The organism is Variovorax sp. GW821-FHT09B01 (assembly GCF_059418345.1).
In genome coordinates, this window is sequence record NZ_JBWKPQ010000006.1 from 265,804 (window position 1) to 281,976 (window position 16,173).

The 16,173-nt window shown below is 67.5% G+C and carries 11 protein-coding genes; 6 read left to right on the forward strand and 5 right to left on the reverse strand.

Going from position 1 to position 16,173, the window contains the following annotated elements; translation table 11 throughout:
- Positions 1 to 2 precede the first annotated feature (2 nt).
- Entirely contained in the window at positions 3 to 794 is a 792-nt protein-coding gene (locus AC07RV_RS20260) for an alpha/beta fold hydrolase (RefSeq protein ID WP_296789033.1), read from the forward strand.
- A gap of 3 nt (positions 795 to 797) precedes the next feature.
- Here the strand turns inward: AC07RV_RS20260 and AC07RV_RS20265 are convergent, their stop codons facing one another.
- Positions 798 to 1,877 (reverse strand): PQQ-dependent sugar dehydrogenase, encoded by a 1,080-nt coding sequence (locus tag AC07RV_RS20265; RefSeq protein ID WP_296789032.1) that lies wholly within the window; start codon positions 1,875 to 1,877, stop codon positions 798 to 800.
- A 282-nt stretch (positions 1,878 to 2,159) separates the two neighbouring features.
- On the opposite strand from AC07RV_RS20265, the gene AC07RV_RS20270 reads away from it, so the two are divergent.
- Positions 2,160 to 2,741, forward strand: coding sequence for a C40 family peptidase (locus tag AC07RV_RS20270; protein WP_093342645.1), 582 nt, complete (start codon positions 2,160 to 2,162; stop codon positions 2,739 to 2,741).
- A 107-nt stretch (positions 2,742 to 2,848) separates the two neighbouring features.
- Here AC07RV_RS20270 and lpdA read toward each other — a convergent pair whose 3' ends face one another.
- The 4 genes from lpdA to aceE are packed head-to-tail and all read right to left on the reverse strand — an operon-like array spanning position 2,849 to position 9,779.
- Positions 2,849 to 4,663, reverse strand: a complete 1,815-nt coding sequence (gene lpdA, locus AC07RV_RS20275) for a dihydrolipoyl dehydrogenase (protein WP_296789031.1) — start codon at positions 4,661 to 4,663, stop codon at positions 2,849 to 2,851.
- Positions 4,660 to 5,253: an Ntn hydrolase family protein gene (locus tag AC07RV_RS20280; RefSeq protein ID WP_057593671.1), complete on the reverse strand. Its 594-nt coding sequence runs from the start codon at positions 5,251 to 5,253 to the stop codon at positions 4,660 to 4,662. Before AC07RV_RS20280 ends, lpdA begins: the two co-directional genes overlap by 4 nt.
- A gap of 55 nt (positions 5,254 to 5,308) precedes the next feature.
- Positions 5,309 to 7,003 (reverse strand): dihydrolipoyllysine-residue acetyltransferase, encoded by a 1,695-nt coding sequence (gene aceF / locus AC07RV_RS20285; RefSeq protein ID WP_296789029.1) that lies wholly within the window; start codon positions 7,001 to 7,003, stop codon positions 5,309 to 5,311.
- A gap of 49 nt (positions 7,004 to 7,052) precedes the next feature.
- The gene (aceE, locus tag AC07RV_RS20290; protein ID WP_208512224.1) at positions 7,053 to 9,779 is read right to left on the reverse strand and encodes a pyruvate dehydrogenase (acetyl-transferring), homodimeric type; all 2,727 of its coding nucleotides are present in this window, start codon (positions 9,777 to 9,779) and stop codon (positions 7,053 to 7,055) included.
- Positions 9,780 to 9,994: 215 nt separating this feature from the next.
- Between aceE and AC07RV_RS20295 the strand changes: the two genes are divergently transcribed.
- The 4 genes from AC07RV_RS20295 (at position 9,995) to AC07RV_RS20310 (ending at position 16,159) form a co-directional block, all read left to right on the forward strand.
- Entirely contained in the window at positions 9,995 to 12,535 is a 2,541-nt protein-coding gene (locus AC07RV_RS20295) for a PAS domain-containing sensor histidine kinase (RefSeq protein ID WP_093342651.1), read from the forward strand.
- Positions 12,532 to 13,164 (forward strand): response regulator transcription factor, encoded by a 633-nt coding sequence (locus tag AC07RV_RS20300; RefSeq protein WP_057593667.1) that lies wholly within the window; start codon positions 12,532 to 12,534, stop codon positions 13,162 to 13,164. Before AC07RV_RS20295 ends, AC07RV_RS20300 begins: the two co-directional genes overlap by 4 nt.
- Before the next feature lie 80 nt (positions 13,165 to 13,244).
- Positions 13,245 to 14,096 (forward strand): bifunctional methylenetetrahydrofolate dehydrogenase/methenyltetrahydrofolate cyclohydrolase FolD, encoded by an 852-nt coding sequence (folD, locus tag AC07RV_RS20305; protein ID WP_296789026.1) that lies wholly within the window; start codon positions 13,245 to 13,247, stop codon positions 14,094 to 14,096.
- 5 nt (positions 14,097 to 14,101) lie between these two features.
- Positions 14,102 to 16,159, forward strand: a complete 2,058-nt coding sequence (locus AC07RV_RS20310; RefSeq protein WP_296789025.1) for a M3 family metallopeptidase — start codon at positions 14,102 to 14,104, stop codon at positions 16,157 to 16,159.
- The last annotated feature ends 14 nt before the right edge of the window (positions 16,160 to 16,173 follow it).

Consider the following 16,173-nt stretch of genomic DNA (forward strand, 5'->3'; position numbering starts at 1 on the left):
GGATGAAAGTCCTGACGAAGCGGCTCTGCCTCGCGGCCCTCGGCGTGGGCGCCGCGCTGCTGCTGACCGGCTGCGGCGGCGTGCGCAAGAGCACCGTGCCGCTGGGGACCGTGCTCGAGACCCAGCGCTGCACGCGCCAGGCCGACACCCTGCTCGTGATGCTGCCGGGCGCCTATTCGACGCCCGACGAGTTCGAGCGCGAGGGCTTCGTCGAGGCGGTGCGCGAGAACCGGCTCGCGGTCGACGTGATGCTGGTCGACGCGCACCTCGGCTACTACAACGACAGGACCGTGCTCGAGCGGCTGAACGCCGACGTGATCGCGCCCGCGCGGCGCCAGGGCTACCGCCAGATCTGGATCGTCGGCATCTCACTCGGCGGCTTCGGCGGCCTGCTCTATGCGCAGACGCATCCGGGCGAGCTGGCCGGCGTGGTGGCGATCGCGCCCTACCTGGGCGAACGCACGCTGAGCACCGACATCGCCAACGCGGGCGGACTCGCGAAATGGAACGGGCCGCTCGACACGGCCACCACGCCCCCGCGCACGCCGAACGAAACCCAGCTGTGGCAATGGCTGCGCGGCTACGCGGGCCACACGCAGACGGCGGGCGCGCGGCCGCCGCTGTACCTGGGCTATGGGCTCGACGACCGCTTCGCCTTCAGCCACCGGCTGCTGGCCGGCGTGCTGCCGGCCGAACGCGTCTTCACCACCGAGGGCGGCCACGACTGGCCCGAATGGCGGCGCCTGTGGCAGCGGCTGCTGCCGACGCTGTCGTTGCCGGGCTGCCCCGGCTGACGCTCAGTTCGGCCGCAGCCGCAGCAGCTTGCCGCTCGACTCGTCGGTCAGCACGTAGAGCAGGCCGTCGGGCCCCTGCTTCACGTCGCGGATGCGCGCGCGTCCGTCCTCGAGCAGCTTGTGCTCGGCCACCACCTTGCCGTTCTTGAGCTCGATGCGATCGAGGTAGCCGAACTTCAGCGAGCCGACAAAGAGATTGCCCTTCCACGCGGCGCCGTAGCGGTCGCTGGTCAGGAAGGCCATGCCCGAGGTCGCGATCGACGGCACCCAGTAGTGCAGCGGCTGCTCCATGCCTTCCTTGGCCGTGATGCCGTCGCCGATCTTGCCGCCGCCGTAGTTCTCGCCGTAGGTGATGACGGGCCAGCCGTAGTTGCGGCCGGCCTGCACGACATTGATCTCGTCGCCGCCCTGCGGGCCGTGCTCGGTCATCCACAGGCGGCCGTCGGGCCCGAGCGTGGCGCCCTGCCCGTTGCGATGGCCGTAGCTCCAGATCTCGGGCAGCGGACCGGGCCGGCCGGCGAAGGGGTTGTCGTCGGGCACGCTGCCGTCCTTGCGGATGCGCACGATCTTGCCGAGATGGTTGTCGAGCCGCTGCGCGTCCTCCTTGCGGCTGAAGCGGTCGCCGAGCGTGAGGTAGAGCGTGCCGTCGCCGCCGTCGACGATGCGGCAACCGAAGTGGGCGCGGCTCGCGACCTTGGGCTTCTGGCTGAAGATGATCTGCAGGTTCTCGAGCCGCGTGTCGTCGGGCGACAGCCGCGCCCGCGCGAGCGCCGTGCTGTTGGCGCTGCCGCCGGCATCGGGCTCCGAGAAGCAGAAGTACAGCGTGCGGTTGCTGCGGAAGTCCGTGTCGACGAGCACGTCGAGCAAGCCGCCCTGCCCGCCCGCCGCAATGGGCGGCAGGCCCGCCAGCGGCGCGCCCGGCTTGCCGTCCTTCGCCACGATGCGGATGCGTCCCGGCTTCTCGGTCACCACGAAACGATCGCCCGGCAGGAAGCCCACGCCCCAGGGGCTCTCGAGCCCCGAGGCCACCGTCTCAGATCTCCCCTGTGCCATGGCGGCCGCACCAAAGATCAAACCCGACATGACGAAAACACGGCCGAGGACGCGCCGGGAGGTCTCTGACAGCGATTTCATGTGTTTTCCCCGCAAAACGAATGATCTTGGCGGTTTTTCAAACCCACATGAAGACAGTTGTCGACTTCGAAGGGTCTTGGAGGCCGAACTGTTTATCCGGCATCACCGGTCGACCGTTACATTTTAGTTGTCCGATGATTCAAATTTTTCAAGTAAATCAACGGGTTGGCGGCACAATCTCTAATTCAGATCAAATTGACAGTGCCCGCCGTCATCAATATCCTACGCGCCATGCGTTTTTTCGTCCTACCCGCGTCCCTCCTGATTGCCGTCGCTGCCCACGCAGCTCCCCAACCACCGGACCGGTCCGACGAAGTCGGCCAACTGCTGGCCGAAAAGGGCCTGGTGGGGCAACTGAGGCAAGTCCGCCAGACCGTCACGGAGCGCACCTCCGACCTCGTGATGACTGCCATCGGTTTCCTCGGTGTTCCGTACCGCCGCGGCGGTAACTCGGAAGACACCGGCTTCGATTGCAGCGGCTTCGTGCGCGCCATGTACAACCAGACGGTCGGCCACATGCTGCCGCGCCGCGCGGAAGAACAGGCCGCCGCCACCGAGAAGATCGACCGCAGCGAACTCAAGCCCGGCGACCTCGTGTTCTTCAACACCATGCGCCGCGCCTTCAGCCATGTCGGCATCTACGTCGGCGAGGGCAAGTTCATCCACTCGCCGCGCTCGGGCGCCCAGGTGCGCGTGGAAGACATGAACGGCAGCTACTGGAGCCGCCGCTTCGACGGCGCCCGCCGCGTGCTCGGCGGCGGATCGAACGACGAGATCCGCGCCGCCGCGGCTTCGGCCCGCACCGGCGACTGAATTTCCCCTTCTTCGGCCCGCTTCGCACAGGGGGCCAAGACGAAAAAAATCCCGCAGCCGCGGGATTTTTTGTTTGGGGCGAAGGCCGCAACGCGGCCCCCGATCCTTCAGCGCTTTTGCGGCGGCAAATCGGTGCAGGTCCCGTGCGCCACTTCCGCCGCCATGCCGATGCTCTCGCCCAGCGTGGGATGCGGATGGATGGTCTTGCCGATGTCGATCTCGTCGGCGCCCATCTCGATGGCCAGCGCGATCTCGCCGATCATGTCGCCGGCATGGGTGCCGACGATGCCGCCGCCGAGGATGCGGTGCGTCTCGGCGTCGAACAGCAGCTTGGTGAAGCCCTCGTCGCGGCCGTTGGCGATTGCGCGGCCCGAGGCGGTCCACGGGAAATGGCCCTTCTTGACCTTGATGCCCTCGGCCTTCGCCTGGTCCTCGGTGAGGCCCACCCACGCCACCTCGGGGTCGGTGTAAGCCACGCTCGGGATCACGCGGGCATTGAAGGCCGCGCTCGCCAGTTCCTTGTCGCCCTTGAGCTCGCCCGCGATCACCTCGGCCGCCACGTGCGCCTCGTGCACCGCCTTGTGGGCCAGCATCGGCTGGCCGACGATGTCGCCGATGGCGAAGATGTGCGGCACGTTGGTGCGCATCTGGATGTCGACCGGGATGAAGCCGCGTTCGCCGACGGCCACGCCGGCCTTCTCGGCGCCGATCTTCTTGCCGTTGGGGCTGCGGCCCACGGCCTGCAGCACCAGGTCGTAGACCTGCGGTTCCTTGGGCGCGTTCTCGCCCTCGAAGGTGACCTTGATGCCCTCCTTCGTGGCCTCGGCGCCCACCGTCCTGGTCTTGAGCATGAGGTTGTCGAAGCGCGGCGCGTTCATCTTCTGCCAGACCTTCACCAAGTCGCGGTCGGCGCCCTGCATCAGGCCGTCGAGCATCTCGACCACGTCGAGGCGCGCGCCGAGCGAGGAATACACCGTGCCCATCTCGAGGCCGATGATGCCGCCGCCCAGGATCAGCATGCGCTTGGGATCGGTGCCGAGCTCGAGCGCGCCGGTGGAGTCGACCACGCGCGGGTCCTTCGGCATGAAGGGCAGGCTCACGGCCTGCGAGCCGGCGGCGATGATGGCGCTGCGGAACTTCACGGTCTGCTTGCTGCCGGTGGTGTCCCAGCCGGTGCCCGAGGTCTCCTCGACCTCGATGTGATGCGGGTCGACGAAGTTGCCGACGCCGCGCAGCACCGTGACCTTGCGCATCTTGGCCATGGCCGTGAGGCCGCCCGTGAGCTTGCTTACCACCTTGTTCTTGTGACCCAGCAGCTTGGCGCGGTCGACGGTCGGCGCGGCGAAGCTCACGCCGAGGTCGGCGAAATGCTTGACCTCGTCCATCACTGAGGCCACGTGCAGCAGCGCCTTCGAGGGAATGCAGCCGACGTTGAGGCAGACGCCGCCGAGGGTGGCGTAGCGCTCGATCAGCACGACCTTCAGGCCGAGGTCGGCGGCGCGGAAGGCGGCCGAGTAGCCGCCGGGGCCGGCGCCGAGCACGATGACGTCGCATTCGACGTCGACCTTGCCACCATAGTTCGAGGCAACGGGTGCCGCGACCGGTGCGGGCGCCGCAGCCTTGGGCGCGGGCGCCGCGGCGGCAGGCGCCGGGGCCGCTGCAGCCGGCGCAGGCGCGGCGGCGGCATCCGCCTCCAGCGTCAGCACCACCGAGCCTTCCTTGACCTTGTCGCCCACCTTCACCGCCAGCGACTTCACCACGCCGGCCGCGGACGACGGGATCTCCATCGAGGCCTTGTCCGATTCGACCGTGATCAGCGATTGCTCGGCCTTCACCGTGTCGCCCACCTTCACCAGCACCTCGATCACCGCCACTTCGTCGAAGTCGCCGATGTCGGGCACCTTGATTTGTTGTTCGCTCATTTGGACACTTTCAGTTTGAGTGTGAGAGAGTCGACCGGTCCGGCCGAATTGCGATCGAATTCGCAGGCGGCGGCGATCCCCGCCTCCGCCACGTCGCGCGCCGAGCGCGACTTCTGGTCGTACACCGCATGCATGGCACCGAGCGCGAAGCTGCGTCCCGAGCCGATGCTCCAGAACTGCTTGAACTCGAACACCTCGCGGTAGCTGTAGATGCCGTAGATCCCGCTCGCGTTGGCAAGCAGCATCGTGAACTGGCTCGACTCGTAGGGCTCGTGGTCGTCTTCCTTGGTCTCCATGAAGAACGAGCTCTTGAGCACCGGATGCAGCATCGTGAAGGTGCGGAACACCTCGTGCTTGCTGCCGAACAGCAGCGACTCGCGCGGCTGCGCGGCCAGCGCATGCTGCAGCACCAGGAAGTGCGCCGCGGCGCCGGCCATCGCGAACAGGCTGTGGCCGGCGGCGTCCTCGATCGAGAAGATCTTCTGGTTCGCCTCCTGCCGGTGCGTGAGCCGCGTGTCCCCGAAGGTCACGAGCGCGTCGGCCGCCATGGCGACCTGGCCGTTCTTGCGGACGGCCACGACCGTGGTCATGGGGCCTCGCGCCGGTTCGCCAGGGGCGCCGAGGCCGCCGAAGCAGCCTGGGCGCTCATAGCAGCACGCGGCGGAAGTCGGCGAGCACCTGGCCCAGGTAGGCGTTGAAACGCGCCGCCGAGGCACCGTCGATCACGCGGTGGTCGTAGGACAGCGACAGCGGCAGCGTCAGGCGCGGCACGAACTGCTTGCCGTCCCACACCGGCTTCATCGCGCTCTTCGAGAGGCCGAGGATGGCCACTTCGGGAGCGTTGATGATCGGCGTGAAGTGCGTGCCGCCGATGCCGCCGAGCGAGCTGATCGAGAAGCAGCCGCCCTGCATGTCGGCCGCGCCGAGCTTGCCGTCGCGCGCCTTCTTGGCGAGCTCGCCCATCTCCTGGCTGATCTGCAGGATGCCCTTCTTGTCGGCATCGCGCAGCACGGGCACGACCAGGCCATTGGGCGTGTCGGCCGCGAAGCCGATGTGGAAGTACTGCTTGTAGACCAGCGTGTCGCCGTCGAGGCTGGTGTTGAACTCGGGAAACTTCTTGAGCGCCGAGACCACCGCCTTGATCACGAAGGCCAGCATCGTGACCTTCACGCCCGACTTCTCGTTCTCCTTGTTGGTGGCGACGCGGAAGGCTTCGAGCTCGGTGATGTCGGCATCGTCGTTGTTCGTGACGTGCGGGATCATCACCCAGTTGCGATGCAGGTTCGCGCCGCTGATCTTCTTGATGCGCGACAGGTCCTTGCGCTCGACCGTGCCGAACTTCGTGAAGTCGACCTTAGGCCAGGGCAGCAGGCCCAGCGCGGCGCCGTCGGCACCGCCACCGGCCGCGGGCTTGGCAGCGGCGGAAGCCTTGGTGGTGGCCTGGCCGCTCATCACGGCCTTGGTGAAGCCCTGGACGTCTTCCTGCGTGATGCGGCCCTTGGGACCGGAACCCTTGACCTCCTCGAGCGGCACGCCGAGCTCGCGCGCGAACTTGCGCACCGAGGGCGAGGCGTGCGGCAGGCCGGCCGACGGGCTCTTGGTCGGATCGTGCGGCGCGGCGGCAGCCGGCGCGGGAGCAGCCGGCGCCGGTGCGGGCGCGGAGGCCGAAGCGGTGGCGGGCGCAGCGGCGGCTGCAGCCGCGGGAGCCGGCGCCGGTGCGGGCGCGGCGCCTGCAGCGGGGGCAGCGCCTTCGATCACCGCGATCAGGTCGCCGATGTTGACGACGTCGCCGACCTTGACCTTGAGTTCCTTGAGCGTGCCGGCGGCCGACGACGGGATCTCCATCGAGGCCTTGTCCGATTCGACCGTGATCAGCGACTGCTCGACCTTGATGGTGTCGCCGGGCTTGACCAGCACCTCGATCACCGCGACGTCCTTGAAGTCACCGATGTCGGGCACCTTCACGTCGACCGGGCCGGCGGCGGCGGCGGTCGGTGCAGCCGCCGCAGCGGGTGCGGGTGCCGCAGCGGCCGGTGCCGGCGCGCTGGCTGCGGGTGCCGGAGCACTGGCGGCGGGCGCCGGCGCGGCGGCCTGGCCGGCCCCTTCGGCCTCGAGCACCAGCACCACCGAACCTTCCTTCACCTTGCTGCCGACCTCGACCTTGAGTTCCTTGACCACGCCGGCGGACGACGACGGAATCTCCATCGAGGCCTTGTCCGACTCCACGGTGATGAGCGACTGCTCGGGCTTGACCGTGTCGCCCACTTTCACCAACACCTCGATCACCGCGACTTCATCGAAATCGCCGATGTCGGGTACCTTGACTTCCACTGCTGCCATATCGTTTGTCTCCCGCCGGAAGGCGCGTCCTGGTTGTGGGGAATCGTGATTACGCGTAGAGCGGGTTCACCTTGTCGGCATTGATGCCGTACTTCTTGATCGCCTCGGCCACCTTGGCGGCCGGCAGCACGCCGTCCTCGGCCAGGGCCTTGAGCGCGGCCACCACGATGTAGTGGCGGTTGACCTCGAAGTGCTCGCGCAGCTTGTTGCGGAAGTCGCTGCGGCCGAAGCCGTCGGTGCCCAGCACCTTGTAGTTGCGGCCCTTGGGGATGAAGGGACGGATCTGCTCGGCGTAAGCCTTCATGTAGTCGGTCGAGGCGACCACCGGGCCGGTGCTCGCTGCGAGCTGCTGCGCCACGAAGGGCACGCGGGCTTCCTCGGTCGGGTGCAGCAGGTTCCAGCGGTCGGCGTCCTGGCCGTCGCGCGTCAGCTCGTTGAAGCTCGGGCAGCTCCACACCGATGCCGAGACGCCCCAGTCCTGTTCGAGCAGCTCCTGCGCGAAGAAGCTCTCGCGCAGGATGGTGCCGCTGCCGAGCAGTTGCACGGTCGGCGCTTCCTTGCCCTTGGCGGCCTTGATCGCCGGGCCCTGACGCGTCAGGTACATGCCCTTGATGATCTGTTCCTCGGTGCCGGGCTGCAGGCCGGGCATCGGGTAGTTCTCGTTGAGCAGCGTGATGTAGTAGTAGACGTTGTCCTGCTTCTCGACCATGCGCTTCAAGCCATGGTGCAGGATCACGCCGACTTCGTGCGCGAAGGTCGGGTCGTAGCTCACGCAGTTCGGGATGGTGTTGGCCAGGATGTGGCTGTGGCCGTCCTCGTGCTGCAGGCCCTCACCGTTCAGCGTGGTGCGTCCCGAGGTGCCGCCGAGCAGGAAGCCGCGCGCCTGCATGTCGCCGGCCGCCCAGGCCAGGTCGCCGATGCGCTGGAAGCCGAACATCGAGTAGTACACGTAGAACGGCACCATGATGCGGTTGTTGGTGCTGTACGAGGTCGCCGCCGCGATCCAGCTCGACATGCCGCCGGCTTCGTTGATGCCTTCCTGCAGGATCTGGCCGGCCTTGTCTTCCTTGTAGTACATGACCTGGTCCTTGTCGACCGGGGTGTACTGCTGACCGTGCGGGTTGTAGATGCCGATCTGGCGGAACAGGCCTTCCATGCCGAAGGTGCGCGCCTCGTCCACGAGGATCGGCACCACGCGCGGGCCCAGGGCCTGGTCACGCAGCAGCTGCGTGAGGAAGCGCACGTAGGCCTGCGTGGTCGAGATCTCGCGGCCTTCGGCGGTGGGTTCGAGCACCGCCTTGAAGGTGTCGAGCGCGGGCACGGTGAAGCTCTCCTCGGCCTTGACGCGGCGGTGCGGCAGGTAGCCACCCAGCGCCTTGCGACGCTCGTGCAGGTAGCGCATTTCCGGCGTGTCGTCGGCCGGCTTGTAGAACGGCAGCTCGGCGATCTGGCTGTCGGGGATCGGGATGTTGAAGCGGTCGCGGAAGGCGCGGATGTCGTCGTCGTTGAGCTTCTTGGTCTGGTGGACCGTGTTCTTGCCCTCGCCGATCTTGCCCATGCCGAAGCCCTTGACGGTCTTGACAAGCAGCACCGTGGGCTGGCCCTTGTGGTTCTGGGCCGAGTGGAAGGCCGCGTAGACCTTCTGCGAGTCGTGGCCGCCGCGCTGCAGGTTCCAGACCTCGTCGTCGCTCAGGTGCTCGACCATCTTCAGGGTGCGCGGATCGCGGCCGAAGAAGTTCTTGCGCACATAGGCGCCGTCGTTGGCCTTGAACGACTGGTAGTCGCCATCGTTGCACTCCATCATGATCTTGCGCAGCGCGCCGTCATGGTCCTTCTCGAGCAGCGCGTCCCAGCCCTTGCCCCAGATCAGCTTGACCACGTTCCAGTTGGCGCCGCGGAACTCGCCTTCGAGCTCCTGGATGATCTTGCCGTTGCCGCGCACCGGGCCGTCGAGGCGCTGCAGGTTGCAGTTGATGACGAAGATCAGGTTGTCGAGGTTCTCGCGCGCCGCCAGGCCGATCGCGCCCAGCGATTCGACCTCGTCCATCTCGCCGTCGCCGCAGAAGACCCAGACCTTGCGGTTCTCGGTGTTGGCGATGCCGCGGGCATGCAGGTACTTGAGGAAGCGTGCCTGGTAGATCGCCATCAGCGGGCCCAGGCCCATCGACACCGTCGGGAACTGCCAGAACTCGGGCATCAGCTTGGGGTGCGGGTAGCTCGACAGGCCCTTGCCGTCGACTTCCTGGCGGAAGTTGAGCAGTTGCTCCTCGGTCAGGCGGCCTTCGAGGTAGGCGCGGGCATAGATGCCGGGCGAGACGTGGCCCTGGATGTAGAGCAGGTCGCCGCCGTGGTTTTCGCTCTCGGCGTGCCAGAAGTGGTTGAAGCCGGCGCCGAACATGCTGGCCAGCGAGGCGAAGGAGCCGATGTGGCCGCCGAGGTCGCCGCCTTCGGCCGGATGGTGGCGGTTGGCCTTGACCACCATCGCCATCGCATTCCAGCGCATGTAGGCGCGCAGGCGCTGTTCGATCTCGAGGTTGCCGGGGCTGCGGGCTTCCTGCGAGGTTTCGATGGTGTTGACATAGCCCGTGTTGGCAGAGAACGGCATGTCGACCGTGTTCTGGCGGGCGTGTTCCAGAAGCTGTTCGAGCAGGAAGTGCGCACGCTCGGGGCCCTCGCTCTGGATCACGGCGGACAGGGCATCCATCCACTCGCGCGTTTCCTGGGAATCCGCGTCGTTCGCGGCCGGGCCGAATTGCTTCTCGGGATTTGCCGACATGCTTGTCTCTCCTTTTGGGGCTGTGGGCGTAATTTAGGCGCTCTGCGTGTGAGCGCGCGGAGTGTCGCACAGAAATAATGAGATTTCAAATAGTGCGTATAGATTTCTTAATGTGACATTCTGACGATTTTCAGCCGACCCTAGACCGTGCCGGGACCAGTGCCACCGTCGATAACCCGGGCCTTGGGAAGCCCGCCACCTAATAAACTCCCGCAATGCCTTTTTCCTCCCCGCTGGCCGTGGCCCGCAGTGCCGTCAACGCCTCGCCGCTGTCCTGGTGGCGCCGCTGGTGGCGCCGCCAGACCCCGGTGCTGCAGGACGCCGTCGCGATGCTGGCCCCGATGGCCGCCGTGCTGCTGTTCCTCGCGGCGATCGTCACCGCCTTCTGGTACCTGCGCACCGAGGAGGTCGAGCGCGAGCAGGAATCGGTGCGCCGCGACGTCGAGTACGCCCAGCAGCGCCTGCGGCTGCGGTTGCTGGAACGCCAGGAGCAGCTGATGCGCATCGCGCGCGATGCCTCCAACCGCGAGATAGACCCGATCGAGTTCACCAGCCGCGCCGAATCGCTGGTGAGCCAGTTCCCCGAGCTGCAGACCATCACCTGGATCGACGACCGCCGCCGCTTCAAGGCCGGCTATGCCGCGCCCAGCGTGCATCCGGCGCAGCAGCACCTGATCGGCGACGTGCTGCGCCCCGGCGACATCGAGAGCAACTACGCGCTGGCGCGCGAGCTGCGCCAGCCGGTGTTCTCCCAGCCCGCGGCCGGCGGCGATCCGCCGGCCATGCTGCAACTGCACATCCCGCTGTTCGACCAGGGCTTGTTCGCGGGCGTGGTGCTCGGCGAGTTCTCGGTCGATGGCCTGCTGCGCTACGGCATGCCTTCCGAGGTGCAGGCGCGCTACGCGGTGTCGCTGCTCGACGCCAAGGGCAAGGTGATCGCGGGCAACACCGCCAACCTGCGCGAGACCGGCGCGCGCCTGCTGCCCTGGAGCGAACGCACCAACGAGTACGAAGTGCCGGTCTCGCCCGTGGGCAACGCGCTGGTGCTGCGCGCCCAGGCCTACCGCACCTCGCAGGGCGTGGTCGGCAACGGGCTGTTCTGGCTGGTCTGCGCGCTCAGCGTGCTCACCAGCTGGATGCTGATCGGCACCTGGCGCCACACGCGCCGCAGGCTGCAGGCCCAGCAGCGGCTGGTGGCCGAGACCAACTTCCGCCGCGCGATGGAGAACTCGATGCTGACCGGCATGCGGGTGCTCGACCTGCAGGGCCGCATCACCTACGTCAACGCCGCCTTCTGCGCGATGACCGGCTGGGCCGAGGAGGAGCTGGTCGGCCAGACACCGCCCTTCCCCTACTGGCTCGAGTCCGACCGCGAGATCATGAACGAGCGGCTCGAGGAGGAACTGCACGGCCGCGCCCTGCCCGGCGGCTTCCAGGTGCGCGTGAAGCGCAAGAACGGCAGCGTGTTCGATGCGCGGCTGTACGTCTCGCCGTTGATCGACGCGCGCGGCCACCAGACCGGCTGGATGACCTCGATGACCGACATCACCGAGCCCACGCGCATCCGCGAACAGTTGTCGGCCTCGTACGAGCGCTTCACTACCGTGCTCGAGGCGCTCGACGCCGCGGTGTCGGTGGCGCCGATCGGCAGCGAGGAGCTGCTGTTCGCCAACAAGCTCTACCGCCTGTGGTTCGGCTCCGACACCGTCGGCCACCTGGGCATGGTGGCGCAGGCCGGCGTGCCGGCCTCGAACGCGCACGACGAAGGCCTGGACGACGTCGACCCCTACGCGGGCCTGCCGATCGACACGCTGACCGCCGCGCAGGCGGCCAACAACGAGATCTTCGTGCCCGAGCTCGGCAAGTGGCTCGAGGTGCGCTCGCGCTACCTGACCTGGGTCGACGGCCGCCTGGCGCAATTGGTGATCGCCACCGACATCACGCCGCGCCGCGATGCCGAGGAACAGGCCGCCGCGCAGGCCGACCGCGCGCAATCGGCGAGCCGGCTGATCACCATGGGCGAGATGGCCTCGAGCGTGGCGCACGAGCTCAACCAGCCGCTGACCGCGATCAGCAACTACTGCAACGGGATGATGTCGCGCATCAAGAGCCAGTCGATCGACAACGACGCGCTGCTGGCCGCGCTCGAGAAGACCTCGAAGCAGGCCCAGCGCGCGGGCCAGATCATCCAGCGCATCCGTTCCTTCGTGAAGCGCAGCGAACCCAACCGCACGCCGGCCGACGTGGCGACCATGGTCAGCGAAGCGGTGGAGCTGGCCGGCATCGAGCTGCGCCGGCGCAACGTGCGCCTGAACCACTACGTGGCCGCGCGGCTGCCGATGGTGCGCGTCGACCCGATCCTGATCGAGCAAGTGATGGTCAACCTGCTGAAGAACGCGGCCGAGTCGATCGACCTCGCCGAGCGCCCGCTGGCGCGGCGCAGCGTCGAACTGCGCGTGCTGCCGAAGGTGATCGAGGGCCACAACGCGATCGAGTTCTCGGTGCAGGACACCGGCAAGGGCCTCGCGCCCGAGGTCATGGACCGGCTCTACGAGGCCTTCTTCTCGACCAAGCCCGAGGGCATGGGCATCGGGCTGAACCTGTGCCGCACCATCGTCGAGTCGCACCGCGGCCGGATGCAGGCGGAGAACATCTACAATGGCCCGGATGTGATCGGATGCCGTTTTTCCTTCTGGATTCCGGTGTTGGACGCTATCAGTTCCCTAGCAAGTGACGAGGTAAAGGTACCTGCATGAGTTTGATTCCGAAAAAGGGCACTGTGTATGTCGTCGATGACGACGAAGCGGTACGCGATTCGCTCCAATGGCTGCTCGAAGGCAAGGACTACCGGGTCCGCTGTTTCGATTCCGCCGAGTCCTTCCTCTCCCGCTACGACCCCCGCGAGGTGGCCTGCCTGATTGTCGACATCCGCATGGGTGGCATGACGGGTCTGGAGCTGCAGGACCGGTTGATCGAGCGCCGCTCGCCGCTGCCGATCGTGGTCATCACCGGCCACGGCGACGTGCCGATGGCCGTCGACAGCATGAAGAAGGGCGCGATGGATTTCATCCAGAAGCCCTTCAACGACGAGGAACTCGTCGCGCTGGTCGAGCGCATGCTCGAACACGCGCGCGGCGCCTTCACGCAGCACCAGCAGTCGGCCAGCCGCGACGCGCTGCTGTCCAAGCTCACGGGCCGCGAGGCGCAGGTGCTCGAGCGTATCGTCGCCGGCCGCCTCAACAAGCAGATCGCCGACGACCTCGGCATCAGCATCAAGACGGTCGAGGCGCATCGCGCCAACATCATGGAGAAGCTCAACGCCAACACCGTGGCCGATCTGCTGAAGATCGCGCTCGGACAGGCGGCACCCGCTGCCAAGGCCTAGACGCCGGCTATCTGTTCGATAGCGATGCATGACCCCCACGCCTGCGCAAGCGGGCGTTTTTACTTGGAAAATCGAAACCGATGACCGCCCAACTGATCGACGGCAACGCCCTCGCCAAAACCATCCGCGCCGAAGTCGCCGGCCGCACCGCGGCGCTCAAGGCCCGCGGCGTGAACCCGGCCCTTTCCATCATCCTCGTGGGCGAGGACCCGGCCAGCCAGGTCTATACCAAGCACAAGGTCAACGACAGCACGCAGACCGGTCTCTCGGCCACGCTCGAGACCTACCCGGCCGACCTCAGCGAGGCCGACCTGCTCGCGCGCATCCGCGTGCTCAACGACGACCCGGCGGTGCACGGCATCCTGGTGCAGTTGCCGCTGCCCAAGCACATGGACAGCCAGAAGGTCATCGAGACCATCTCGCCCGCGAAGGACGTGGACGGCTTCCACGTCGCCAGCGCCGGTGCGCTGATGACCGGCGCGCCGGGCTTCTGGCCCTGCACGCCCTTCGGTTGCATGAAGATGCTCGAATCGATCGGCTACGACCTGCGCGGCAAGCACGCGGTGGTGATCGGCCGCAGCAACATTGTCGGCAAGCCGATGGCCATGATGCTGCTGGCCAAGAGCGCCACCGTGACCATCTGCCACAGCGCCACGCAGGACCTGGGCGCCATCACGCGCCAGGCCGACGTGATCGTCGCGGCCGTGGGCAAGCTCAACCTCCTCACGGCCGACATGGTCAAGCCCGGCGCGGTGGTCATCGACGTCGGCATGAACCGCAAGGCCGACGGCAAGCTCGCGGGCGACGTCGACTTCGACGGCGTGAAGGAAGTCGCCGGCTGGATCACCCCGGTGCCCGGCGGCGTCGGCCCGATGACGCGCGCCATGCTGCTCGCCAACACCCTTGAAGCGGCCGAACGCGTCGCCAAGTGAACACCATGGCCACCTCGAACAACCCCCTCCTCGATTTCACCGACCTCCCGCTGTTCGACCGCATCCGGCCCGAACACGTCGCCCCCGCGGTCGACGTGCTGCTCGCCGATGCCGAGACCGCGCTGCAGACGGTGACGGCCCCCGACTTCCCCGCGAGCTGGAGCGCGATCTCCAAGGTGCTCGACGTGGCCTCGGAACGCTTCAGCCGCGCCTGGAGCGCAGTCGGCCATCTCAACGCCGTGGCCGACACGCCCGAGCTGCGCGCCGCCTACAACGAGGCGATGCCACGCGTGACCGCGTTCTGGACCCGCCTGGGCTCCGACGAGCGCCTGTACGCGAAGTACAAGGCGATCGACGTCACTACGCTCGATGCCGAGCAGCGCCAGGCGCATCGCAACGCGGTGCGCAACTTCGTGCTCGGCGGCGCCGAGCTGCAGGGCGAGGCCAAGCAGCGCTTCGCCGAGATCCAGGAACGCCAGGCCGAGCTGAGCCAGAAGTTCAGCGAGAACGCGCTCGATGCGACCGATGCCTTCGCCTACTACGCGCAGTTCGGCGAGCTCGACGGCGTGCCCGAGGACGTGGTCAACGCCGCGCGCGCCGCGGCCGAAGCCGAGGCCAAGGACGGCTACAAGCTCACGCTCAAGATGCCCTGCTACCTGCCGGTGATGCAGTTCGCCAAGAGCAGCGCGCTGCGCGAGACGCTCTACCGCGCCTACGTCACGCGCGCCAGCGAACTCGGCGACCCAGCCTTCGACAACACGGCCCTGATCAGCGAGATCCTCGCGCTGCGCGAGGAAGAGGCCAAGCTGCTGGGCTACCGCAACTTCGGCGAGCTCTCGGTGGTACCGAAGATGGCCGAGTCGCCCGAGCAGGTGGTGAAGTTCCTGCGCGACCTCGCCGCCAAGGCCCGCCCCTACGGCGAGCGCGACCTCGCCGACCTGCGCGTTTTCGCGTCCACCCAGCTGGGCCTGGCCGATCCACAGCCCTGGGACTGGAGCTACGTCGGCGAGAAGCTCAAGGAAGCGCGCTATGCCTTCAGCGAGCAGGAGGTCAAGCAGTACTTCCCGGCGCCCAAGGTGATGGCGGGCCTGTTCAAGATCGTCGAGACGCTGTTCGAGGTCTCGATCCGCCGCGACAGCGCGCCGACCTGGCATCCGAGCGTCGAGTTCTACCGCATCGAGCGCGCCGGCCAGAAGGTCGGCCAGTTCTACCTCGACCCCTCCGCGCGCGCCGCCAAGCGCGGCGGCGCCTGGATGGACGACGTGCGCGCGCGCTGGCTGCGGCCCGACGACGGCCGGCTGCAGACGCCGATCGCGCAACTGGTCTGCAATTTCGCCGAGGGCGTGGGCGGCAAGCCGCCGCTGCTCACGCACGACGACGTGACCACGCTGTTCCACGAGTTCGGCCATGGCCTGCACCACATGCTCACGCAGGTGAACGAGCGCGACGTCTCGGGCATCAGCGGCGTCGAATGGGACGCGGTCGAACTGCCGAGCCAGTTCATGGAGAACTTCTGCTGGGAGTGGGACGTGCTGAGCCACATGACGGCCCACGTCGACACCGGCGAGCCGCTGCCGCGCGCGCTGTTCGACAAGATGACCGCGGCCAAGAACTTCCAGAGCGGCCTGCAGACGCTGCGCCAGATCGAGTTCTCGCTGTTCGACATGCTGCTGCACACCGAGTACCACGCCGCGGCCGCGAAGCCCGGCGACGTGCTCGCGCTGCTGGCCCAGGTACGCGCCGAGGTGGCCGTGATGCCCTCGCCGCCCTTCAGCCGCACGCCGAACACCTTCAGCCACATCTTCTCGGGCGGCTACGCGGCCGGCTACTACAGCTACAAGTGGGCCGAGGTGCTGAGCGCCGACGCCTACGCGGCCTTCGAGGAAACCGTGGGCGCCAACGGCGAACCCAGCATCGAGACCGGCCGCAAGTACCGCCAGGCCATCCTCGAGGCCGGCGGCAGCCGCAGCGCGATGGAGTCGTTCAAGGCCTTCCGCGGCCGCGAACCCCAGCTTGATGCGCTGCTGCGACACCAGGGCATGGCCGAGCCGCAGCCGGCTTGATGCGGCGCTGAAGC